We start from the raw sequence: 24,412 nt of genomic DNA, 5'->3' as shown, positions 1-24,412 counted from the left end.
TTTACCTACAAAATTTAAAAATAACGCCAATGTAAACGGCGAGCGGCGCAGGAGCGAGTCCAGCTACATGCCATAGGCATGTAGCGGTGTTTGACATTTTTGTTATGCATTTATTTCACTCAACCAAAACCAGCCTGGATAGCGAATGATGTTATAGAGGCAATTAATATGTACCCAGGCCATTTTCGTGCGATTTTGGCAATTTTTAGGTGATGCTTAATTTGCTCGAAATAGCTATTAATTAAAGTAATGTAGCCATAAGTTGCTACGATAAAAGACACAAATAAAAGAGCAATTGTTATCCAAAAGTAGAGATCCACTTCTGGACCCTTTAAGAACTTCTCCTTAAAAGTGACAACAACGCCTATAACTGCCAAATGCGCTGATGATATAAACTTGAAATAATCTACTAATTTGTCGGTTTTATACTTCTCGTACTCTAAATCCATTTGAGTTTCCCTGACAATGCATAACATTTATCAATGCGCATGCTCATTTATCCAATCAGGTTATTTCATTTTTCTATCTAACCTATTGAACTATAAGACCTTTCCAATCTTTCTGAAAAAGCGATCATTGAAGACGAGCATGCGCATATGTATTTGTTGGTATGGCACACTATTTCGGCCGACCGTTCGCTATAAACTTGATACTAATACACTTTGAGAAAGCGTAGAAGACGAAGCGAGAAGGTGAATATCGTTCACCTTAGAAATAGTGTGCCATTTTTGAGATGGAGCAAAAATAGACTGGATATATAACCCTGCTTTTCTAATAGCGAATGGGTGTCTTGCGTAACCTTGTGCGTAACCTTAAATTCAATATTCTATCTAACATGATGATCTCTAATTTACGTATAACGCCCAACTCAGCGGGTAATTGGAGCGCAGCGTAAATTGATCCGCTGCAGTTGTTTGTTATGACTGATTATCAAGCCACTTCTCCGCTTCTTCTTTGAGGTGCATTAGAAATTTTTGTTCTGCTTGATCTCTCGGTAAGTCGGTGTAGTACAGGATTCTGGAGCCGTCTCGACAATCCCAAACCTCTCTGAGCCAACAAAACATATGCTCGAAACCAAGGTTTGTGCCCAGATACTCACCGTCAGGCAGTTCATCTGTTACTTCATGGTGAATATCCCAATAAAGAAAATTAGCGCCTTTCATTAGATCAATATCACCAGATAGCATTTTTTTCACGATGTCTTTAGCCGCTATTTTTGCCGCACCTACCTTTGATGGAATTTCGCCTCCCAGCTCAGTAATTGCCGCTTCTAGCATTGGCCCTACAGCGGCCATTATCGGAGTCGTTTCCATAGCAAGGAAGTTAATGGAATCTGTAAATATTCCTTGCTCTAACCAAGAGTCAGCCAATTTGACGATCTCTTCGCTCGATAATTTTCCTAACTTGTAATGAGATATCGCAATTTCTGGTTTCATACTTCAAAAGTCATAACATTTTATTAATAGGCATGCTCATTTATCCAGTCGGGTTATTTCACACTTATCCCTAACCCTTTGAATAAAAATAACTTTTCAACCCTCCCGAAAAAGCGAGCATTGAAAACGAGCATGCGCATATGTATTTATCGGTATGGCACACTATTTCGGCCACCCATTCACTATACATTTGATATTAATACACTTTTAGTAGACGTAATAGTCAAAACGAGAAAGTGAATTTCATTCACATCATAAATACGAGCAAAAATTTTGATAAATCAAAAATAAACTGTATATTTGTACAGTTTATTAAGTTTCACAAGGAGAGTGAAATGTCATCTAGCCCTTTTATGAAATGGATAAAAGAGGAACTACGCCTTCGCGGCTACAGCATGAAAACCGAGAAGTCATATCTTTATTGGATACGGTTTTTTATTCGTTACCATAAATTAACTCACCCAAGAAATATGGGGGCGAGCGAAGTTCGTGATTTTCTATCCTTTCTCGCAACAGAGCGCCATGTTGCCATTAACACACAGAAATCGGCGTTGAACGCACTTGCTTTTCTGTACAACAAAGTCCTTGAGCAACCATTGGGGGAGTTAGGGTTTCAGCACGCAAAACAGGGAAGACGGCTCCCTACCGTTTTGTCTGCTAATGAGATTCGATTAATTCTTGACGAGATGTGCTCACGCAATAAGTTAATATTTTCAATACTATTCGGCAGTGGTTTACGAATCAGTGAATGTCTCAGAATCCGAATTCAGGATATTGACATAGAGCGTGGCAGTTTGAATGTTAGATGCAGCAAGGGCAATAAAGACAGAACGACTATTTTAAGCAGCAAACTTACCGAAAGCATTCAAGCTCAAAAGGAAACGGTACTAGAGATTCAAGCTAGAGACAATCAACAAGGCGTCGGCCCATCATTACCTTTTGCTCTTTCAAGGAAATACCCCAATGCCTATCAACAAGCGGGTTGGATGTTTCTATTTCCATCCACTGGTTTATGCCCTCACCCGTTAACAGGCGAACTTTGCAGACATCATCTACATGATTCCGTTGCTCGAAAAGCGTTAAAACAAGCTGTATCGAAATCCAAGATTGAAGGAAAACGAGTCAATTGCCATACGTTCCGACATTCATTTGCAACACAACTGCTATTATCTGGACGAGACATCCGCACCGTTCAAGAGCTATTAGGACATGAAGACGTTTCCACTACTCAAATATACACTCACGTAATCGGGCAGCATTTTGCAGGAACCAACAGCCCCTTAGACGACATTTTATAACACTGGCTTTCGCTTACAACACTTTGATAAACCTAAAATTTTGCAAACAAAGACCCCTCCCCTTGGCAAAGGGAGGGAATCTGACAATCCGTAGGTGCTATTAAGCCTCCCCCCTAGCTCAAGGCAAGGGAGCATTAGTTAAAGTGAACTTTTAGTTCATTCGTTATTTTTCGTCATGGCGAGGTAGTTTTCAATGCCTTTGATCTTGTCTTCGGCATGGTGGTTTACATAAAGGACGGTGGTTTCTGAGCCTGCGCAGATTTTTTCAATAAGCGCTAAAACCAGTTGGCGGTTCATGTCGTCGAGACCAAGGCAAGGTTCATCGAGGATGAGTAACGGTGGGTGTTTTACCATCGCACGGGCAATGAGAAGTAAACGCTGGTCGCCGTAAGAAAGTTTATTGAACGGTTGATCTGCTCGGTCGGTCATACCAAGCAACGCTAGCCATTCGTCTGCGATTTTTTTCTGTTTGTCTGACGGCCGTGAATACATGCCAATACTGTCAAAAAAGCCTGAAATGATTACGTTTCGACAACTGGTACTGACACGGTATTCCCATTGCAATGAGGTGGAAACATAGCCAATGTACTGCTTAATCTGCCAAATGCTTTCGCCGTTACCGCGCTGAAAGCCAAACACGAAGATGTCGTTTACATAACACTGTGGGTGATCGCCTGTAATTAGGGATAATATGCCTGTTTTACCACAGCCATTTGGGCCGCTAAGTTGCCAGTGTTTTCCGGGCTCAATCGTCCAATTTAACTTATCGACAATCACGGTATCGCTGTATTTGATGTTGATATCAGTGAGCTTTACTAAAGGCTGGCTTGGATCTAACGCGGGCGGTTTTTCGCTCTCATCCATCTCGGGGACATCAAGATCCGTCGTTTTAAGGTGCAATAACTGGTAAAGCTCATTATAAGCCACGTCATCTTGTCGATTGACGGTGTATTTCAGTTGTCCTGCGCTGTCGCCCTGTTTATCCATGTAGGCGATGTGGGTAATAAAGTCTGGCATTTCGTCAAAACGATTTAACACCATGATCATGGGCGTGGTTTCGATGATGGATGCCAAATGGGCTTGCAACATGGCGAGGGTGTCTGCATCTAGCCCATCAAATGGTTCGTCTAGCAGCAGTAGATCAGGTTTGTTCGATAATGCCCGAATAAGCATTACCTTGCGTGTTTCACCGGTTGATAATTTGCGAAACGCACGATCCATGAGCGAAGTCAGGCCAAATTTTTCCACCAGCTCAGTCGCCAGTTCTGGCTCTAAACAATCCGTGAAGATCATTTCATGAACGGGTGTTCCTAATGAGATAACATCCATGATGTCGGCATCGTCTTTCTTCAGCTCATTGGCAATCAATTCTGCCTGAGCTTCAAACGATACAAGCCCAATATTATTCGGTACTCCTTCGATCTTGCCGGACGTAATCTCCCCTACTCCTGCAAGTATCGCAGCAAGCGCCGATTTACCTGAGCCATTTGTTCCTGTGATCACCCAATGTTGGCTTGGTTCAATTGTCCAATCAATATTGCATAGCGTAAATTTTTCATCAAAGTTGACGGTTAGATTTTCTAGGCGAATGCCGTCTAAGCTATTTTGAGTATCCATATTTTACTTACCAAACAAAAAAGTGTGTGAACAGAAACTAAAAAGCCGAGTCATATTAGGACTCGGCTTTTTTATTGGTATGACTAATGAATCAACCGATTAAACGATTTTCTTCATGTCAGCCATGTGGCCACGAAGAACGCCACCAATAGCCTCTACTGGGTGGCTGCGAAGCGCTTCGTTTACTTCGATTAGACGAGCGTTGTCTACGCCAGCGTCTTCAAGATCTAGACCTTTACCGATTACGTCAGTCTTGATGTCTTTCATGAAGTCACCTAGCAACGGTAGGCAAGCGTGGTTGTATAGGTAACAACCGTACTCAGCTGTATCAGAGATTGTCGCGTTCATTTCGTAAAGTTTCTTACGAGCGATTGTGTTCGCGATAAGTGGTGTTTCGTGTAGAGATTCGTAGTATGCAGATTCAGCGATGATACCCGCTGCTGTCATTGTTTCGAATGCTAGTTCAACACCTGCTTTCACCATAGCAACCATCAAGATACCGTTGTCGAAGAACTCTTGCTCAGAAATTTCAACATCACCTGCTGGTGTTTTCTCGAAATTAGTCTCAGCCGTTTCTGCACGCCAGCCTAGAAGGTTCTTATCATCGTTCGCCCAGTCTTCCATCATAACGCGAGAGAAAGTACCGTTGATGATGTCATCTTGGTGCTTGTTGTATAGAGGGCGCATGATCACTTTAAGCTCTTCAGAAAGATCAAATGCTTTGATCTTAGCTGGGTTAGAAAGACGATCTAGCATGTTAGTCACGCCGCCGTATTTCAATGCTTCTGTTACTGTTTCCCAGCCGTACTGGATCAATTTAGATGCGTAACCTGCGTCGATACCTTCTTCAACCATTTTGTCGAAACAAAGGATAGAACCAGTTTGCAACATACCACAAAGGATAGTTTGCTCACCCATAAGGTCAGATTTAACTTCTGCGATGAAAGAAGACATTAGAACGCCTGCTTTGTGACCGCCAGTACCTACAGCGTAAGCTTTCGCTAGTGCAAGACCTTCGCCTTTAGGATCGTTGTCTTCGTGTACAGCGATAAGCGTTGGTACACCGAAACCACGAACGTATTCAGCACGTACTTCAGAACCTGGGCACTTAGGAGCAACCATGATTACTGTTAGGTCTTCACGGATTTGCATGCCTTCTTCCACGATGTTGAAACCGTGAGAGTAAGATAGGCAAGCGCCTTCTTTCATAAGAGGCATAACCGCTTTAACAACTGGAGTGTGTTGCTTATCAGGCGTTAGGTTCAATACAACGTCAGCTGTTGGGATTAGGTCTTCGTATGTACCAACAACGAAGCCGTTTTCCGTAGCATTTTTCCAAGACTGACGCTTTTCAGCGATAGCAGCTTCACGCAAAGCGTAAGATACATCTAGACCGCTGTCACGTAGGTTCAAACCTTGGTTAAGGCCTTGTGCACCACAACCGATAACAACCATTTTTTTGCCTTTAAGCGCTTCTACGCCGTCAGCAAATTCAGAGCTGTCCATGAAACGACATTTGCCTAGTTGTTCTAATTGCTCGCGAAGCGGCAAAGTATTGAAATAGTTAGCCATGATAAGCATTTCCTAATCTGTTTTAGTGGTATCAGTGATCAAGCCACACTGATATTAAATACGTGTTACAAAGACATTTAAGAGCCTAAGTAAACAATGGCCGTTACTTTAGTTAAATATCGTTCTTTCGTAAATTGATATATTTGCAATATAACGTCCCATTTTTTGCAATACTGATTTAGAATGGACAATATGAATATAAAATCGATAAAACACTTTTTAGCACTAGCAGAAACCTTGCATTTTGGTCGAGCAAGCGAGGAATGCAATATCAGCATTTCAGCCCTCTCCAGAAACATTCGCCAATTGGAAGACGAAGTAGGTGTTGAACTGTTTACGCGTGACAACCGAACTGTAACGCTCACACAAGAAGGGAAGAAATTTCTGACGTATGCGCGCGATGCCGTTAGTCAATGGCGACTCATTCGACACGAGCTGGCCGACAGCTCCGATCAATTGCACGGTGAAATCAGTATTTATTGTTCGGTTACGGCAAGTTACAGCTTTTTGTTTGAACTGCTAAATCAGTTTCGACAAGTGCATCCGGGCATTGAAATTAAGCTTCACACCGGCGACCCAGATGAAGCCATTGCCCGAATTTTAGACGGTAAAGAAGACATTACCATTGCAGCACACCCTACTTCCGTTGCGCGCAACTTGGCCTTCAAGCCTATAACGATATCGCCACTCGTTTTCATTGCGCCTGTGGAACAGCATTTGCCCAGTGTTCCGACCCAGCCGCCTGAGACAGCCGACCAATGGAGCAAAGTTCCGATGATCCTTTCGGAAGCGGGTGTATCAAGAAACAGCATTGATCAATGGTTTCGTAAACAAGACATCTCCCCGACTATTTATGCGCAGGTTGCCGGTAATGAGGCCATTGTTAGTATGGTGAGTTTGGGGTTTGGTGTAGGTGTTGTGCCCAGCATCGTACTGGACAACAGCCCCTTAAAAGAACGTGTACAAGTGTGGGATGTTCAGCCAGAGCTCGCTCCGTACGACATTGGCTTATTCACTCTTAACAAGAGCCTAAAGAACCCGATGGTCGAGGCGTTTTGGAGCCTAATGACCAGTAAATAGAGCCCAATTCAGGTAAATCGGGCTTTAGGAGAAAGAGAAAGAGAAAGGTATAACCGAAATCAGAAGCCGTATTCACACCTTCACTTGTTACTAACTACTTTAAGTGTGAATACGAGTATGGATAGCGCAACGATTAGAGCTTAAAGAAACTAAGCTGCTGCTGTACATCGACACTGCTTTCGGCCATGTCTACACCTGAGCTTTTTGCGATTTCTGCATTGTGCTGCGTTAGATCGCGAACAGAGTGCATTTTTCTATTGATGTTTTCTGACACAGAAATCTGTTCTGCTGCGGAAGAAGCAATTTGCTGAGTTTGATCAGAAATGCCTTCAATACGCTCCAGTATATTGCTCGTTAGTTCATTGCCTTGTGCGACTTGATCGTGAGAGGACTCAACGAGCACTAGGCTACTGTCCATTTGGCTAACCGCCCGATTGCTGGCGTCGTTTAGCTTCAGTAGCAGTGCTTCTATTTCATTTACACTGTCTTGGGAGCGTTGAGCCAACCCTCTTACCTCGTCAGCGACGACTGCGAAACCTCGCCCACTCTCACCTGCTCGTGCTGCTTCTATTGCGGCATTTAATGCAAGCAGATTCGTCTGCTCTGCAATTCCTCGTATGACACCAAGAATCGTCTCAATGTTATTAGTTTCATTACGAAGTTCACTGACAACGCCGTTGGTTTCTTTTAAAGCAGCAACTAAGTCATTAATGGCGTTTAGCGTGTTATGTGCGGCTGATAGACTGGTTTGTGCCACTTTGCGAATTTCATTGGCGGCTTCCGCAGACTGCTGTGTATTGTCAGAAATAGTGTGGTTATTGGCTGACATCTGATCAAGAGCAACAACAACTTGTTCAGTGTTCTCCATAATTTCCAGTGAGCACTCCGCAACATCGTTGTTGGCCTTAAGTACACCTTGGCTGTTTTCGTTAACAGTATTAACTGAACTCAATACGTTGTTGATCACAGTACGTAGATTTTGAGTTGTCACATTGATCGCGTTGCCCAAATCTGAAATTTCATCGTTGCCCGAGACTGCGATAGGTTTATTCAAATGCCCTTCAGCCATACTTTGTGCGGCACTTCGAACATTGCGGATTCCATTCACAATATTATTTGAAATAATGTAGCCCAGTGTTAACGAAACACTTAAGGCAATGAGAATTGCGCCCCAGAAATAAAATTCTATTTCAGATACAAGCGTTTCAGTTTCCTGCTTGGCTTTTAAAACCTCTAAGTGGTTTTGTTCAGTCAAATCAGAAAAATACGCCATCAGCGTCTTGTAAGACGTCATAAAAGCAGAAAACACTGGAAATGGCGCTTTGTGGTTATCCGAATTTTGCATCGCTTTGACGAAATTTTGTGTCTTGTATTCAAAATCTTCGGTCAAGTCCTGCAGTTTTTTCAAAACACTCGTATCGCCATTAAAGCCTTCGCTCAAGTTTGAAAATAATCCAGGGGTCTTGTTGTAAGCTTCTGAAATGGCTTCTAAATAGGGTGGGGTTTGTTTATCTAAAGACAGTAGATAGGCAATTTGTAAACCTCTTACATTAACCATAATGCTTACTTGAGCTTCTTTAATGCGCTCCAAATTTAATGAAGTGGCGTGGCTTTCACTATAAAAGCGGTCGAAGCTGTCTACCAAGTCAGTACTTTTCGACTTCATTACGCTCAATGCCACCAAAAACACGATAATGATGGAACTAACAAGCGCTATAAATTTTGCTCTCATTGATAGATTATTCATGTGATTCCTATTTTACTACATCCTAAAGGGACATTTTTATATCTAATTTAGGTGGGAATGATGACGTTTTAGAGGAAGTTTCAGGTCATATAAAGCCAGTTCGCTTTTCGCCTTATGCGATGTTAATCACCTTCTATTCTTACTTTTAAGTACATATTCTAGTTAACATTTTCCTAAATGAGAGCAATTGCACAGTTTCTCACATTTAGAAAAAAATGGGACTTTAAAGAACCCCCTCAACATTTGCAATCACTTTTGAGTCAATTGTGCGCTCGCTAAAAACCAAAAAGCCGACGTTACCGAGGGGGTATCTTCCTATTTTGCGCTCTTCGCCGTTTGTTGGCTGAGCAATTCACGCATCGTTTGTATAAAGAGCTCTCGGCTTCGACCACGGCGACAAATCATAGAAAACGGTGCCTGATAACCAAATTCGCTGGGCAATATGGGACGTAAGCGATCTTCTTTGACGAAGCTTTTAGCATAATGTTCAGGTAAATAACCAACATATTTTCCTGATAATATCAGTGTGAGCTGAGCCTCCATACTTTCTACAGTTGCAGTACTGTGTCCGAATCCTCTTTTCCTTAAATCTGATGTATTCCAGTAGCTTCTCGTGACCAGCCCGCACTTCGTCGCTTGTTCAACCGATATGTAATTTTCTTCAAATAATGGATGCAAGTGGCTGCAATACAGCCAATGCTGCTCTCGGTAGAGTTTTTCTTCGATAACATTGTTTACACTGGATGGATAATTGCCAATCGCGAGATCGATTTGATTATTTAGAATACCTTGAACCTGCTCATACGGACTTCGAATCTGAAGGTTAAGGTGGACAGCGGGAAATTTTTCACTGAATTTTCGAATGATCTCATGCAGGGATAAGGATTTATCCATAACCGTTGCATCCAGTACTGCTATGCAAAACGTACCACCAATATCACCTTTCAGCGCTTCTGCGTGCCGCTCTAGTTGATCCATCTCATCAAGCAATTTAATCGATTGATGGAAAAATTGTTGCCCTTTTTCCGTAAGAGAAAACCCCGAACGCCCACGCTGACATAAGACAAAGCCCACGTAGGCTTCTAATTCACTCATGTAATTACTGATGGCAGATGTCGTTAAATTAAGCTCTTGCTGCGCACCTGCGTACCCCTGATGCTGCACTACAGCAATAAATACATCCAAAAGCCTTACGTTAATTCGCTTGTCCTGCCTCATACACCCTTTTTCCTGTTTTATCTTACTTCAGTAATCTATGAAGTGATTATTTTGCATTTGCTATTTAACAGTCAAGAGCTCTTTTCTAGGATGAATGTCATTCAGCAAATAAGACCTGACCCTTTAGACTTATAAGGTATAGATTCATGATGCAAGATCCTAAAGAAAAGCCTTTTCACCAACCACAAAGTGGTAATGAGATGCCGCGCTTTGGTGGGCGTGCAACGATGATGCGTTTACCCTTCGTTGAGGAGCTTGAAGAATTGGATGCTGCATTCATAGGCATCCCTCTAGATGTAGGTACTTCACAACGCGCAGGAACTCGATACGGGCCGCGCCAAATTAGGGCAGAATCAGTCATGATCAGGCCCTATAATATGGCAACGGGTGCTGCACCTTTTGACTCCATGTCAGTTGGTGATATTGGTGATGTTCCAATCAACACTTACAACCTATTGAAATCTGTAGATATTATTGAAAAATACTACACTCATTTGAACCAATTCCCGTTGATTCCGCTAACACTTGGCGGAGATCACACCCTTACTTTACCCATCCTTCGCGCGATCAAAAAGAAGCACGGTCCAGTTGCATTGATCCATATTGATGCACACACAGATACCAACGACAACATGTTTGGTGAAAAAATCGCACACGGAACCACTTTCCGCCGCGCGGTTGAGGAAGAGTTACTGGATTGTGATCACGTTTTTCAAATAGGTCAGCGTGCTCAAGGTTACTCAGCAGAAGACTTCAAATGGGGCGAAAGCCAAGGCTTTGAGTTGGTTACAGCAGAGCAGTGTTGGCATAAATCGCTTGAAACCTTGATGAGCGAAATTAGGAATAAAATAGGAGATCGTCCTGTTTACATTTCTTTCGACATTGATGGCATTGATCCTGCTTGGGCACCGGGTACCGGAACACCAGAAGTAGGCGGCCTTACATCAATTCAAGGCCTAGAAATCATTCGAGGCTGTAAAGGACTAAATATAATTGGGGGAGATCTCGTCGAAGTGTCACCTCCATATGATATCAGTGGTAACACCTCTCAACTTGCAGCGAACTATTTATATGAAATGCTGTGTGTTTTACCAGGTGTTCAATATCGATAACACGTCATTACGGCGGGCAGGCCAATTATGAATTTAGAAATATACAGAACACTTTGGGGCGTCACTACTCCATTAGACGAGATCGCCCCAAAGCTTAAAGAAGTGGGATTTACCGGTGTTGAAGGTCGTATTCCCCTAACAGAGAAAGACCTAACTCAATTCAAAAACGGTCTTTCTCAAAACGATCTAGATTACATCGCAATCCTCTTCTCTGGCGGTGATGTTATACCGGATCAATCAGAGACGCCTAAACATCATCTAGATCGAATGGAAGTACTGATCGAATCCGCACAAAAGCTGGACGCTAAGTTCATCAACGTTCTTGCCGGAAACGATCGCTGGGGAATGAGCGAGCAAGTCGACTTTTTCGGTAAAGCTCAAGAGCTTTCGGAAAAAGCAGGCATTGTTTGCAGCTTTGAAACACACCGTGGCACATCGCTTTATAGCCCATGGATCACCTTGGACTTGATTAAGCAATTACCAAATCTCAAGTTCACAATGGATATCAGTCATTGGATATTAGTATGTGAACGTTTGCTGGATAAACCTGAAGACGATTTAAGCGAATATTTGGATCGTGTTTACCATGTTCAAGCACGAGTTGGCTACGATCAAGGGGCACAAGTGCCACATCCAGGCGCGCCAGAGTTTCAACCTTATTTAGCTTTCCATCAATCAGTGTGGGAATCCATTTGGAAAAGGCACCTAGCAGAAGGCAGAAACGTCACAACAATGACGACGGAATTTGGACCTGACGGTTACTTACATCATCTTCCATTTACCAATGTACCTGTTGCCGATTTATGGTCGCTAAACGATTGGATTGCTATAGAAGAACGCGCGCATTTTACTCGCTTCGCTAAAGCGCACCTTTAAACACTGTGTATTTTTTAATTAATAACGTTAAATCAGTCACCTATACCAGAGGCTAATATGAGCTCAAAAAACAAAACCTTTACTCGCATTCCTGTTGTAAACGTTGCAGGCCTATTTAGTGAATCTCTTGAAGAACGTCAAAAAGTCGCGACGGAAATGGGAAAAGCAGCCAATGAAGTCGGATTTTTATACGTTACTGGTCACGGCATTCCAAAAGAAAAAATCGCAGGCCTAAGAAGCGCAGCCAAAAACTTCTTTGGTCAGTCTATTGAAGACAAAATGAACTACTACATCGGTACTTCAAAAACGCATAAAGGCTTTGTACCTGAAGGCGAAGAAATTTACGGAACAGGCAAACCAGACAAAAAAGAAGCGTTCGACATTGGCTTTCCAGCTGCAGAAGACCACCCATTTGTTGTTAATAAAACACCATTAATCGGCTCTAACGATTGGCCAACTCTGGCGGGCTTTAAAGAACCTGCTTTAGATTATTATGAAACTGTTTTCGCACTAGGCAGAAAACTGTTTTCAGGCTTTGCTCTTGCGCTTGGTTTAGAAGAAGACTATTTCGAATCAATGGTAACGTGTCCGCCAGCTAAGCTGCGCATGATCCATTACCCGTTTGATGCGAACGCAGAAGACCGCCCAGGAATTGGCGCTCATACCGATTATGAATGCTTCACGATGCTGTTATCAGATCAACCAGGCCTAGAGGTCATGAACGACGACGGCGTTTGGGTTGACGCTCCACCGCTAAAAGAAAACGATGAAGAAGCACTTGTAATTAACATTGGCGACATGTTGGAAGTTCTAACTGCCGGACAATTTGTCGCAACGTCTCACCGTGTACGTAAAGTGGCACAAGAGCGTTACTCATTCCCGCTATTCTTTGCGTGCGACTACCACACATTGATTCGCCCATTGCCTCAATTCGACAAAGGTACAGAAGAATACCGAGAGCTTAGCATTGGCGATCACATGTACAGTCAAGCACTGCAAACCTATAGCTATTTAAGAGACAAAGTAGCTAAAGGTGAACTTTCCTTGCCTGAACGAGCAACCGATGTTGCGACCTTTGGGCATATGAAAAACCACAATAATTAAAATGAAACGCTAGAAGCAAAAACATAAAAGAGAACTAAAACGTATCACTGAGGAATCGAAAATGAAAAAAATTACATCTAAATTGGTATCAGGATTATCATTGTTAGCGGCAGGAGTAATGTGCCAAACAGCCGCTGCTGGCACGCTTACCGAAGGTAAGTTGGTGATTGGTATGGAAATCTCTTACCCTCCTTTTGGATCTTACGACGGTGACAAAATTGTTGGTTTCGATCCAGAGCTAACTGCATTACTGGCCGCGAAAATGGGTCTTGAAGAAAGCTACAGTGATAATAAGTTTTCAGGATTGATCCTTGGCTTAGGCGCAAACAAATTTGATGCGGTTATGTCTGCAATGTACATCAAGGAAGAGCGCCTTAAGATTGCCGATGCGGTTCCTTACGCAAGAACAGGGGCGGCCATTATGGTCACTAAAGACAGCCCAGTTTCTCCAGCGACTGACAAAGACCTTTGTGGTTTAACAGTAGGCCTTGCACAAGGCACCTCTTGGGTTAAAGAGCTAGGCGAGCTGTCTAAATCTTACTGCCTTGAAAACGGTAAAGGCGCAATCACTGTTCAAGAGTATCCATCTGCTCCAGAAGTAACTCAAGCCATGCTTTCAGGAAACGTTCAAGCTCAAGTTGAAGTAGCTGGCGCTGCGCTAATGTTCGTTGAACGAACCAAAGGTCGTGTAAAAATAAGCTCTACTGAACTTATGTACCCAAATACGCTGGGCATTTACTTTAAGAAAGGCAACATTGAGCTAAAATCCGCTTATGAAAAAGCAATGGCAGAAATCAAAGCAGACGGTTCATACGATGCTTTGATCAGAAAATACGAGTTGACTCCAGTTAACTAACGCCTCTCGCACCACCTTTATATAACGTTACCTCGTGATAAAAACGTTATGTAGCAAAAGAGTGTATGGCAATGGACTCCCATACACTCTTTTCTTTATTTTGCTTTCACCCACATTAATAAACGCAGCTCTAGGAAGAACATAGTCTTCTTTCTAATGCGAAGGAGTAAACATGAGCTTAGATTGGGAATACTTTTTCTCTCTATTTACAATGGCATCTTTTTATAAGGCGTGTGTCACAGTTGTGATCCTCAGCACCCTTTCATGGATATTAGGACTTGGTCTGGGCTTCGTTGTCGCATGTGCAAAAATGTCTACTTCCCGCTGGATGAACATCCCAGCAGGTGTCTTTATATGGTTTTTTAGAAGCGTGCCCTTGCTGGTTGTACTTGTCTTCGTCTACAACTTGCCCCAACTGTTTCCATCGACCGGCCCGTATCTAGGTGTTGCATTCATTTCAGGTCTCGTAAGTTTGGTAATTACCGAAGCCGCTTATATGGCAGAGATCCACAGATCCGGCCTTCTATCGGTCGCCAAAGGGCAACGTGAAGCGGGACACGCATTAAACATTGGTTTCTTGGGCATTCAGCGCTTGATCATAATTCCTCAAGCTATTCGTATCTCTATGCCCGCTCTGATTAACGAATACGTAACCGTCATCAAGTTAAGCTCTCTGGTTTCTACGATTTCTTTAGTAGAAATACTACAAGTCGGGCAACGATTGTATTCGCAAAACTTCCTTGTTATGGAAACACTATTAGCCGTAGCCGTTTACTACGTAGCAATCGTTACGATTTTTGGCTCTGTTCTGCAGTGGGTAGAGAAAAAACTCGACGTACCTTCACGCAAACCTGAAACACTTACTGATAGCAAGTGTGCTGAGCTAAGAAAACAAGCAACCGCTATTCCTATGAGGGAGAACGTTGATACTAAAGGCTTACCGCCAGCGCTTAATCTTAAGAAAATCCGCAAGCAGTTCGGCGATCACGAAGTGCTTAAACAAATTGATATGCAGATTAAGATCGGGGAAGTCGTGAGTATTATCGGTCCATCCGGTTCTGGTAAAACAACACTCATTCGTACTATCAACTTGCTTGAATCACTGAATGGCGGTGAAGTCGTTTTATTTGGAGAAGACTTTATCAAAGGGGGCCAAAAACCCAACTCTAAAACAGTGCGTCAAGGCTTACAGCGAATTGGCATGGTGTTCCAGAGTTTCAACCTGTTCCCTCATAAAACAGCACTTGAAAACATTATGTTAGCGCCTCGCTATCACGGCAAACCACAAGACAAAGAAGTAAACCGCAATCAAGCATTGTACCTTCTGGATCGTGTAGGCCTTTTAGCACATGCAGACAAATACCCACATCAACTGTCTGGCGGTCAGCAACAACGTGTTGCAATCGCAAGAACACTTGCTCTTTCTCCAGACATTATCTTGTTTGATGAACCAACATCAGCACTTGATCCAGAGATGGTTGGTGAAGTACTGAAAGTAATACAAGATTTGGCAAAAGAAGGTATGACACTGGTTATCGTAACGCACGAGATGGATTTTGCTCTATCAGTATCTGACCGTGTTGTAATGATGGAACACGGTGTCGTTCAGGCAGATGCTAGCCCTGCCGAGATCACAAATGCCAACAGTGAAACGCCTGATTTACTGCGTGCTAAACAATTCATGGGAATAGAATCCTAATAGAAGAAAACGTGCATAAGGAGAAACAAATATGCATCAAACAGAATTAGAACTTCGCCAAGACCTCGCTGCGGCCTACCGTTTGGCCTCGATGCTGGGTTGGGAAGACACTCTTTACACGCATTTTTCTGTAAGAATGCCCGACAACGACGAAAACGGCGAACCGCGCTTTTTGATTAATCCGTTTGGCTTTATGTTCGACGAAATCTGCGCCAGCGACCTCATCATCGTCGACTTGAATGGAAACGTGGTGGAAGGCAATGCGGACTACAATCCAGCAGGATTTACCATTCACAGTGCAGTACACATGGCACGTGAAGATGCACATTGTGTTATTCATACGCATACCCTTGCTGGTATGGCAGTTGCAGCTTGCGATAGCGGTTTATTAAACCTGAATCAAATCAGCGCTGAGTTCCACAATCGCTTGGGATATCACGAATACGAAGGCGTTGCGTTTAATCTAGAAGAACGTCAACGGATACAAGCATCACTTGGCGATAACATGGCTTTGATCTTAAAAAGCCATGGTTTGCTAAGTGTTGGTTCCTCTGTTGCTGATGCTTTCCAGATCATGTATTACCTAAACAAAGCATGCGAAATTCAACTTGCAGCGGGACAAATGGCCAGCCTTTCTCCTATTGCAACGATTCCGGACTCGCTTGCCGATTACGTTTCCAGTCAATTTAAGAAGGTCGAGCATGAGCGACACCTTGTATGGAAGGCTTGGAAAAGAAAACTTGATAGAATAGATCCGTCTTATAAGGATTAGTTTATGACGCATTATGTGCTCTTAGTTTCTTCGGATTCAGAGTTAAACGACGAGCTCTTATCTCTATCAACAACCCATGCAAATAAGAGCACATCAATGCTGAATGACGATGTTCAGTGGGTACTGCCTAACGACCCAAATGCTCATAAAGCAATTATGGCCGCATGTTGGTATCCCGATTCGACGATTTTGTCAGAGTTCCCTGCATTAGAGTGTTTACACTCTCTTGCTGCGGGAGCTGACCACCTTGGGGACGCTCTTCTTAATGCAGCCCTACCAGTTTGCAGAATCGTTGATAACGAACAGAAAAAAGGAATGCTTGAATACGTACTCTGGGCAGTTCTCTACTTTCAAAGAGACTTCGACAGAGCCATCCAAGGGCAAACTCAACGCCACTGGCAACGCTACCCGCAACAAAAAGCACAAGACATTCAAATCGGTGTTATGGGGCTAGGGGAAATTGGTCTTTACGTTGCTCAAGGGCTTGAAAAGCAAGGCTACACAGTAGCTGGATGGTCAAATTCTAAGAAAGACATCCCTAATGTTCAGTGTTTTGCAGGAAAAGATGAGCTCCATTCTTTTCTAAAGAATACCGATATATTGGTCAATTTGTTGCCATTAAATCACGCCACAAACCGTATTATTGATAGCAATTTTATCAAACAGCTCAAAAGCAGTGCGTCACTCATTAATTGCGGCCGAGGCGGCCATGTTGATTACAACGCTCTCCAAACAGCGCTTGAATCAGAAACGCTACGTGGCGCGATTCTTGACGTGTTTGATGAAGAACCATTAGCCCAAGACAGCCCTCTTTGGGAAGTCCAAAACCTGCTTATTACACCTCATATGGCTTCTGCGTCTTCAAGCGAAGTACTGATAGAGCAAGTTTCAGAGAACACGCGAAGGCTTGCAACAGGAAGCCCTCTGAACAATAGAATAAACTAACGTTAGTGGCGACTCCCTATTTATTTCAACGTATTGGTTTCGCCACTCCTCTCATTCCAACACATAAACTCCGCCACATTAGCGACCTACCTCTTAGATCTCCTCATACTTTATCCGAAGTGTAATGCCGTGTAATTTCACATAACAGGAGAATACTTTATTCTTTTGTTATATAGCGCAAAAACGAGCCTCATGGGATGGGCAAGGAAAGATCATAATTAACAACCAAGCAGTGGCAAATGTTTGATCGAATGGTAACGCATCGCTAATGACAAGCAATGTTTCAGTTGATCGAGCGGTATAGGAGCGTCAAGCCTTAGAGCTATAGCGCGTTTACCTTGATATTCAAACAGATCGCCATATACCTCACGAAAGGTTGAGACCAGTTTTGTTTGACAATGAAAAAAGACAAAGCAGCAATCTGGCTGATTCGGTTTCCAGTTCATACGCACAGCGCTTCCGCCTTTTACGAAGTAGCTTGGTTCTCCCCACTTAAGCGTCTCTTCTACGGCTCCGAGTTCATACTCCTGTGCGATGTCAAACACAGCCTGACGACATTGCATAAGAACAAAAGTCGCTTTCTCAGGGTATGCATCAAATATTTTCGCTATTCTAGGTTCCATTACTTTCAATCAATACGCTATTCATTCCAATTAGAATACAATACAAACTATAAATTAGGTGAGTTTTTTTCATGTTTTAACCTATAACTATCTACACAAAGGAGTTACGAAGTGAGTACTAAAACATATGATGAACTGGTAAGAGAGGTCAGACTTTTAACGGACAGCATTGCAAATGACCCGGAAGGACGATTAAAAATTAGAACAGCGTTCTACGATAAATATGGCTATGTTGAACAAGACGGTCACAGTTACGGTCGGTCTGAGCTGGCGTTTCTTAAATGGGAGATTAAGCGTGGCACTTTAAACCCGATCGACAATACAAAACACTCAGGCAGCGTATGGTGGCGTAATACCAATCTAAACTTCATCTTTCTTTCTGAGCTCGCTGGCATGATGAAAGAGAACAACGTTGTAAACCCCGATGCTCCGATGCCTGTGCAGAATTGGTTGAACTTTATAAACGACCCAACGCCTAAAAACTGGTACATCGCGCACAATTCAACCATTCTAGATGGATATAAACGTTACGAAGGCTGTGTTGCGCTTGAAAATGATGTTGAAAAGGAATTTCTCAACATTACGCTTTATCGACTCATGTTTGCTCAAGCGATGGTTGAGGAGGTTACAATATTTCCTGAACTCGCAGAATACATTGCCGACCCACGAGGCATTGGCGTTACTCTACTGACAAAACTGCCCGACTTTTACCCACCCAATTACCCTCTGACCAAAGAGGACCTTGAAGTCATCCTAGGAAAAGAAGGCGGCTGGCAGGATGATATGGTTTTCATTATGAACACCATAACACTCTCTCATTTAAGAAAACTGTATAAAGAGGCGTCAAAATGGAACGAATCTCCGTTCTTAATGGATTTTGTGAAAACAAAAAGCTTTTTAGGCATCAAGGTATCGAAGCCAGTTTATGGAAAAAGAGAAGGCATGCCCGACAGCTGCAGCAACGTCATTGGCGTGTAACAGCCAAACCCTCCTGAATTGGTGCCAGTAACATTGAGCCTGTCGAAGGGTTTTCACATTGGCTGTTCCCTGAGCTTGTCGAAGGGTGTTCACCTTCGTTAGATTAAGTGGCTCAGACAGGCTCAGCCAACGGGTGTACTTATTGGCTGTTCCCTGAGCTTGTCTAAGGGTGTCCACCTTCGTTAGATTAAGTGGCTTCGACAGGCTCAGCCGACGGATGTACTTATTAGCTGTTCCCTGAGCTTGTCGAAGGGTTTTCACTTTCTTAGATTAAGCAACTTCGACAGGCTCAGCCAACGGGTGTACTTATTGGCTGTTCCCTGAGAGTGTCGAACGAATGGGTATCTTACTTATGTGTTTCCCGACAGCTGCGGCAACATCATTGGCGTGTAACAGCCAAATCGATCTAAATTAGTGTCAGTAACATTTATCAAAATTGCCCTCCGCTAAACAAGGTGGGCATGATAAACAAAGCGGTTCTTTCCGGTACGTTTGGCGTGATACATCGCTGCATCGGCCGCTCTCAATAACTCGTCAATATTATTAGTGTGTGCAGGATAAGAGGCGGCTCCTATACTGACGCCAATATTCACGTCTTTTTCTTCAATTTGATAGGGTAATTTAACCGTTTCAAGCATCTTTAGAGCCACTTCTCTAGCGTCGCCCTCTTTCGCCACGCTCGGTAAAATAACCACAAACTCGTCACCACCAATTCGGCCGACCACATCCGCCTCTCCGACACTACCTAGAAGACGCTCGCTGACTTGTTTGAGTAACTCATCCCCTGCTTGGTGCCCCATATCATCGTTTACACCTTTAAAACCATCAAGATCTGCAAACATAATAGTGAAAATCGTTTCTTCTTCTTTTTGTAAAATTCCACCTAGATAGGACATCACAAATTCTCGGTTTGGCAGGCCCGTCAACGTATCGTGATTTGCCATGTAATTAAGGTGTTTTCGAAGAGCCTCACGCTCCATTGCAAAATTTTTAAACTCGATAAGCGCCAGCGCCATAGAGCCAACTTCATCTTTGCGTTTTTCAACTGAAATATTGACTGACAAATCATTCTTAGCAAGCTTTTTCATCGTCTCGGTCATGGATTTAATCGGTGCGGACAAATCTGAAGAAAGTAAATAACCAATTAATGCGATGGCCGCTGCAATGACTACTCCGGCCAATAAAAGTAATCTATTTAACGCATATATGGGTTCTAACACTTCGTCTTTATCTATTTCAGCCATAACACTCCAACGATGCCCCAAAATATCGAACGGTTTAAATGCAGAAAACACTAAGTGGTCACGATAATCCATAGAGACATTAACGCCCTCTTCACCTGTTAGCGCTCGTTTTACTGACTCTGTATCCGCCTTTATTTGTAAAATGCTCCGGCCATTATAAAAGCGAGAATTACTTCTCATCAGGTAATCATCACCAACAAGATACGTTTCTCCCGTTTTGCCCATCCCCGCTGTAACATGCATGACCTGATCTAACTTATCAATGGATAACTGTACGGCGAATACACCGAGAAAGTGTCCTTGTTCATCCATTACAGGTGTTGCTATAAAACTTGCAGGGGCATCATTACTGGGAGTGTGGATTGAAAAATCAGAAAAATACAAATCAGAATCTACTGGCTTCTTTACCGCTTTATTAAAAACGTCGGCCAGTCCCGTCTGTGACCAAGATCCATCAATCAAATTGGTCGCAAAATCATTTTCTTTTTTGGCCGAGTAAACAATATCGCCCTGTTTATTAATTAGGAACACATCATAAAACGAGCCCGCATCGATAAAAGCGGTAAAATCGACATGATACTCTTCGTGCATTTTTGAATATAGCGAGCCGTCTTTTGCATTCAACAAACTCGCCTTATGCCCCAAAGGAAAAGGGTTGAGCGTAATATAATGCTTTTGAAGATAAGCCGTTTTTTTACTCTGGGTAGCAGGCTTATTCCCTACTGCATTTTCTGGAAGTAACTTCCATGTACGGGAGAAATCTCTAAGGGCACGTTGAACCAAATGACTGTGAGCATGATAGACGATGTCTCGCTGGATCGAATCAAAATAGTGTTCCAACGATGACGTTCGCGATTCAAGCAACGAATACAATTTCGACTCAGCCTGATCCTCAATCGCATCCACAGCATGATAGTAGGCAACGACACCTGTCGTAAGCGCCGATATCAATGCAAAAGCAATCATAATCAACGGCAGTTTATGTGTAATTCGCATGTCTTTTAGCACAATCAGGTCTCTTCAAAATCGTTAATACAACACCCAATTTTCGCATTTAGCGCCTTGTATTACCGTTTCTTTTTGCTAACAACACATAGTTTTTTGTCAATATGCATCTATCAGCAAAATTAAAGACGTAATGAATATGCTCCGCTGAACTAGCCGTGTTGCTAGGCGTACGTATCGACCGCAGTTCCTAGCGTGGCATCAGGATCATCGTCGTCATCTTCACCTTCAAACTCTTCATTAGATGAATCCGTATTGTCTGTCTTTTCAGTAGATTTCGCTTTATCTGCCTGCTGCGATTCAAGGTTCGCAATTTGCGCTTGCAGCATCGTAATTTGTTGCTGAATCAGATCCGCTTGATCCTGATCCTCCTCTGATAATTCTGTTTCCTCATACAGCGCGGAAAGCTCTTCCTCCAATGTTTCTACTTTGGATTCTAATTGCTCTATTTTAGATTGACTGCTTGATGATGAACTGGACGAGGATTGTACTTTAATTGAACTAAGGTCCATTGAGATAGCGCTCATGCGTAGGCTCCATTTAGTAAGAAAATTTAGCGACAAATCAGGGCAATTATGCGCACCTCTATGACGCTCATTTTACATATCGAACCCCATTTCTTTATCTTAAGGCTCTTTTCAATAGACTTACACAAGAGCGACAAATAAGGAGGAAAGTAGGCTAAAAATCAGGGGTGGAAATATAAGATATCTCTTTATATTTCATACACATCTTACTCATTTTTGTTTCAAAAAATGGTTTTGTATAAGAGGTAAGCAATATAAGCCAACCCTGCTGACCCTCTCTGCAAAGTTGGCTTATGAATTACCGCTTTTGATTGCGGCTAAAGAGAATGATTTGGCTTAAATACCTTGGAATAAACTGACTTTTTCTTTGAGGTTGGTCATTTCGCTACCAATTGATCCAGTGCTTTGGCGACTTTCGTTAAACAGCTCTGATGTCTGTTCGCTTTGATCCGCCAACATTTCAAGAAGAGCGTTAATATCAGACACTGCAACATCTGCGACCCTTGCACGCTCAGCAACATGTTCATTAATATCAAATAATTGCTGTAAGAAAGCATCTAAAGATGACACTTTTTCAGCAACCATTTTCTGGCTCTGTAATGTTTCGACACTTTTCTCACACGCGACATCAACACGATTGGTCATTTGCGCCGACGCATTTTTTAACTGGGTAATAATGGTCTGTATTTCAGAAGTAGACTGACTAGTACGCTGTGAAAGCATTCGAACTTCGTCCGAAACCACTGCAAACCCTCGGCCGTGTTCGCCTGCTCGGGCGGCCTCAATCGCAGCATTTAACGCAAGTAAATTTGTTTGGTCTGAAATTGACGTAATAACATCTAGTACCGACATGATTTTCTCGATATTGTCGTTCAACTCATCCAAACTCAATTTACTTTGAGTCATATCATGTTCTAGTTCCTGCAAAAAACCGAGGCTGTGATGAACTTCTTGATTTGCCTCTTTAAGCTCTTTATTACTTTGCACAGAAAGTTCACCGGCCTTTGTCGCTACATGCATTACTTCTGTACTTTGCTCTGCGATGTTTTGCGTCAATGCAAAAATACGCTGAACAGACTGTTTATCATTCTCAGACGCTTCAGATAATTGATCTGCCTGCTGGTTCAGCCCATAGATAGCACCATCTGTAGTAGAAACCGTGTGGTTAACGCTGCTTAAAGAATCTTTAATTGTACCAATCAACTGATTGATTTCATTTGCTAACGCCCCAATTTCCGCTTCATCTGTACTGGTGATTTTATAACCTAGATTCAAGTTCTTCGATATTTCTCGAACATCCTTCGCAATACGAATAATTGGGCTCACGAGCGACCCAATGAGCCAGTACAAAATACCAAGCATAACCACAATAAAAATTAACGACGTAACAACATCAGTCTTAACTTGCTTATAAATAGGCTCCATTACTTGGCTTCGAGGAACATCAATGACGATAAAGCGACTTAAAAGCGGCATCCAAATTGAACCTAAATAATGCATATGATCGCCCACTTCTACTTCATCGATCACGATATTGTGTTTATCTGAAATAAGTTTCGAGAGGTGTTGAGGACCAAGCTCATGAATCGAAGAAGATACACCTTTGGCTTGAATTTCGCCATCTTCGGTGACCAACATAGCGCGCCCGCTATGTCCAATTTTGAGTTTCTTCACCATTTCAATTAGCTTGCTAGCCTCAAGCCCCAACCCAGCAACAATATACGGCTTATGAGTATTGGGGTTTACATCAAAGCTCTTGTAGTTGATGTAAAGCATTTCGCTTTCGTATTGTAGATTTAACTCGTAGTCTTTTTGTGTTGCCAAAAAGTTGGGGTAGAACTGCTTATAGGGATAACTCTCCAATGGAACCTTTTCAAACTTTCTTCCGTCATGACTCAAGAATTCAAGTCCATTATCAGAACTCACTGCAAAGAACGATGAATCGCTACCCACCATATTGATGATCGATTTCATACTTTCTTTGATTGTAGAAAGTTGATCATTCGGCATACCATTTATTAACCATTTCTTAATAAATTCATCGTTTGCCATCAACTCAGAGGTAATAATTAATGGTTTTACTTCAGCGTTTAGTTGAGAGTGAATACCCTCCAAATGACTAGGAAGGACTTCAGTTTCAAGCTGTTCCAATTCTAATGAAACCGTTGAAGATGCGCGAAGATAAGCAGAAGCAACAAAACACAGGACCAGCAGTAACGCCAAAACACTAAACATGCGACTTTTTATAGACAATTTGTTCCAGTTCATCATATACCTTTATATTTAAATCTGTATAACTTTTTCAATAATTATAAAAACTGTTCATTCCTTTGCCTATATCACGGGCAAATACTATTTCGCGCAGATACTACACACAATTAAAAAATCAAAATAGTGACTTGAATCAAATATATAGCAATCTAATGAAAAATATTATTTTCAGATCAGAAAGTAACGAAGATTAATATGCTATTTTTAAAAAATATTTATTAATAAGAAACGAAAATAAGGAAGAAATTTAAAAATCAGATAAATGGGAATGAGACGCATATTCCAGAATTTCGAATAGTTTCTTTTTATTATGTGTAAGACGAAAACGTATTAAACGCGAAAGATATTCCATATGAAACATAGAACACATAACATATAAAGATAAGAGAGATTTGAGCGACGATTGAAATCTATACTATTATTAAACGCCGG

Annotated in this window: 20 protein-coding genes; 10 read left to right on the top strand and 10 right to left on the bottom strand. The window is 42.4% G+C overall.

Annotated elements, in window-relative coordinates:
• Nucleotides 1-119: 119 nt before the first annotated feature.
• Nucleotides 120-449: a hypothetical protein gene (locus DFP79_RS17725; RefSeq protein WP_133505276.1), complete on the bottom strand. Its 330-nt coding sequence runs from the start codon at nucleotides 447-449 to the stop codon at nucleotides 120-122.
• 468 nt (nucleotides 450-917) lie between these two features.
• Nucleotides 918-1,436 (bottom strand): hypothetical protein, encoded by a 519-nt coding sequence (locus DFP79_RS17720; protein ID WP_133505275.1) that lies wholly within the window; start codon nucleotides 1,434-1,436, stop codon nucleotides 918-920.
• A gap of 335 nt (nucleotides 1,437-1,771) precedes the next feature.
• Here DFP79_RS17720 and DFP79_RS17715 point away from each other — a divergent pair, with 335 nt between their 5' ends.
• Nucleotides 1,772-2,734 (top strand): integron integrase, encoded by a 963-nt coding sequence (locus DFP79_RS17715; protein WP_133505274.1) that lies wholly within the window; start codon nucleotides 1,772-1,774, stop codon nucleotides 2,732-2,734.
• Between the two features lie 156 nt (nucleotides 2,735-2,890).
• Here the strand turns inward: DFP79_RS17715 and modF are convergent, their stop codons facing one another.
• Both modF and ilvC read right to left on the bottom strand, forming a co-directional pair.
• Entirely contained in the window at nucleotides 2,891-4,351 is a 1,461-nt protein-coding gene (modF, locus tag DFP79_RS17710) for a molybdate ABC transporter ATP-binding protein ModF (protein ID WP_133505273.1), read from the bottom strand.
• A 99-nt stretch (nucleotides 4,352-4,450) separates the two neighbouring features.
• A complete protein-coding gene (ilvC, locus tag DFP79_RS17705) occupies nucleotides 4,451-5,923 on the bottom strand; it encodes a ketol-acid reductoisomerase (protein WP_133505272.1) in 1,473 nt (490 codons plus the stop codon).
• Nucleotides 5,924-6,115: 192 nt separating this feature from the next.
• On the opposite strand from ilvC, the gene ilvY reads away from it, so the two are divergent.
• Entirely contained in the window at nucleotides 6,116-7,003 is an 888-nt protein-coding gene (gene ilvY, locus DFP79_RS17700) for an HTH-type transcriptional activator IlvY (protein ID WP_133505271.1), read from the top strand.
• A 133-nt stretch (nucleotides 7,004-7,136) separates the two neighbouring features.
• Here the strand turns inward: ilvY and DFP79_RS17695 are convergent, their stop codons facing one another.
• Nucleotides 7,137-8,750 (bottom strand): methyl-accepting chemotaxis protein, encoded by a 1,614-nt coding sequence (locus tag DFP79_RS17695; RefSeq protein WP_133505270.1) that lies wholly within the window; start codon nucleotides 8,748-8,750, stop codon nucleotides 7,137-7,139.
• 315 nt (nucleotides 8,751-9,065) lie between these two features.
• Nucleotides 9,066-9,968: a LysR family transcriptional regulator gene (locus tag DFP79_RS17690; RefSeq protein ID WP_133505269.1), complete on the bottom strand. Its 903-nt coding sequence runs from the start codon at nucleotides 9,966-9,968 to the stop codon at nucleotides 9,066-9,068.
• 146 nt (nucleotides 9,969-10,114) lie between these two features.
• Between DFP79_RS17690 and speB the strand changes: the two genes are divergently transcribed.
• The 7 genes from speB to DFP79_RS17655 all read left to right on the top strand — a co-directional run bounded on the left by speB (nucleotide 10,115) and on the right by DFP79_RS17655 (nucleotide 17,332).
• Nucleotides 10,115-11,080, top strand: coding sequence for an agmatinase (gene speB / locus DFP79_RS17685; protein WP_243730310.1), 966 nt, complete (start codon nucleotides 10,115-10,117; stop codon nucleotides 11,078-11,080).
• Nucleotides 11,081-11,107: 27 nt separating this feature from the next.
• Nucleotides 11,108-11,956, top strand: coding sequence for a sugar phosphate isomerase/epimerase family protein (locus DFP79_RS17680; protein ID WP_133505268.1), 849 nt, complete (start codon nucleotides 11,108-11,110; stop codon nucleotides 11,954-11,956).
• 57 nt (nucleotides 11,957-12,013) lie between these two features.
• Nucleotides 12,014-13,060, top strand: a complete 1,047-nt coding sequence (locus tag DFP79_RS17675) for an isopenicillin N synthase family dioxygenase (protein WP_133505267.1) — start codon at nucleotides 12,014-12,016, stop codon at nucleotides 13,058-13,060.
• A 61-nt stretch (nucleotides 13,061-13,121) separates the two neighbouring features.
• Complete coding sequence (locus tag DFP79_RS17670; protein ID WP_133505266.1) at nucleotides 13,122-13,916, top strand: ABC transporter substrate-binding protein; 795 nt, start codon at nucleotides 13,122-13,124, stop codon at nucleotides 13,914-13,916.
• 172 nt (nucleotides 13,917-14,088) lie between these two features.
• Nucleotides 14,089-15,615 carry an amino acid ABC transporter permease/ATP-binding protein gene (locus DFP79_RS18190; protein ID WP_133505265.1) on the top strand — a complete coding sequence of 509 codons (1,527 nt, stop codon included), beginning with the start codon at nucleotides 14,089-14,091 and terminating at the stop codon, nucleotides 15,613-15,615.
• A 31-nt stretch (nucleotides 15,616-15,646) separates the two neighbouring features.
• Nucleotides 15,647-16,387, top strand: a complete 741-nt coding sequence (locus DFP79_RS17660; RefSeq protein ID WP_133505264.1) for a class II aldolase/adducin family protein — start codon at nucleotides 15,647-15,649, stop codon at nucleotides 16,385-16,387.
• A 3-nt stretch (nucleotides 16,388-16,390) separates the two neighbouring features.
• Complete coding sequence (locus DFP79_RS17655; RefSeq protein WP_133505263.1) at nucleotides 16,391-17,332, top strand: 2-hydroxyacid dehydrogenase; 942 nt, start codon at nucleotides 16,391-16,393, stop codon at nucleotides 17,330-17,332.
• Nucleotides 17,333-17,550: 218 nt separating this feature from the next.
• Here DFP79_RS17655 and DFP79_RS17650 read toward each other — a convergent pair whose 3' ends face one another.
• Nucleotides 17,551-17,955: a DUF1801 domain-containing protein gene (locus DFP79_RS17650; protein ID WP_133505262.1), complete on the bottom strand. Its 405-nt coding sequence runs from the start codon at nucleotides 17,953-17,955 to the stop codon at nucleotides 17,551-17,553.
• Nucleotides 17,956-18,066: 111 nt separating this feature from the next.
• Here DFP79_RS17650 and DFP79_RS17645 point away from each other — a divergent pair, with 111 nt between their 5' ends.
• The gene (locus DFP79_RS17645; protein ID WP_133505261.1) at nucleotides 18,067-18,933 is read left to right on the top strand and encodes a hypothetical protein; all 867 of its coding nucleotides are present in this window, start codon (nucleotides 18,067-18,069) and stop codon (nucleotides 18,931-18,933) included.
• 446 nt (nucleotides 18,934-19,379) lie between these two features.
• On the opposite strand, the gene DFP79_RS17640 is transcribed toward DFP79_RS17645, so the two are convergent.
• The 3 genes from DFP79_RS17640 to DFP79_RS17630 all read right to left on the bottom strand — a co-directional run bounded on the left by DFP79_RS17640 (nucleotide 19,380) and on the right by DFP79_RS17630 (nucleotide 23,977).
• Entirely contained in the window at nucleotides 19,380-21,185 is a 1,806-nt protein-coding gene (locus tag DFP79_RS17640) for a diguanylate cyclase domain-containing protein (protein ID WP_133505260.1), read from the bottom strand.
• 161 nt (nucleotides 21,186-21,346) lie between these two features.
• The gene (locus tag DFP79_RS17635) at nucleotides 21,347-21,709 is read right to left on the bottom strand and encodes a FlxA-like family protein (protein WP_133505259.1); all 363 of its coding nucleotides are present in this window, start codon (nucleotides 21,707-21,709) and stop codon (nucleotides 21,347-21,349) included.
• Nucleotides 21,710-22,045: 336 nt separating this feature from the next.
• Nucleotides 22,046-23,977: a methyl-accepting chemotaxis protein gene (locus DFP79_RS17630; protein WP_133505258.1), complete on the bottom strand. Its 1,932-nt coding sequence runs from the start codon at nucleotides 23,975-23,977 to the stop codon at nucleotides 22,046-22,048.
• Nucleotides 23,978-24,412: the final 435 nt, after the last annotated feature.

It is taken from the genome of Marinomonas balearica (genome assembly GCF_004362145.1).
Taxonomy (GTDB): Bacteria; Pseudomonadota; Gammaproteobacteria; order Pseudomonadales; family Marinomonadaceae; genus Marinomonas; species Marinomonas balearica.
This window is presented reverse-complemented; position numbering and strand designations above follow the sequence as displayed.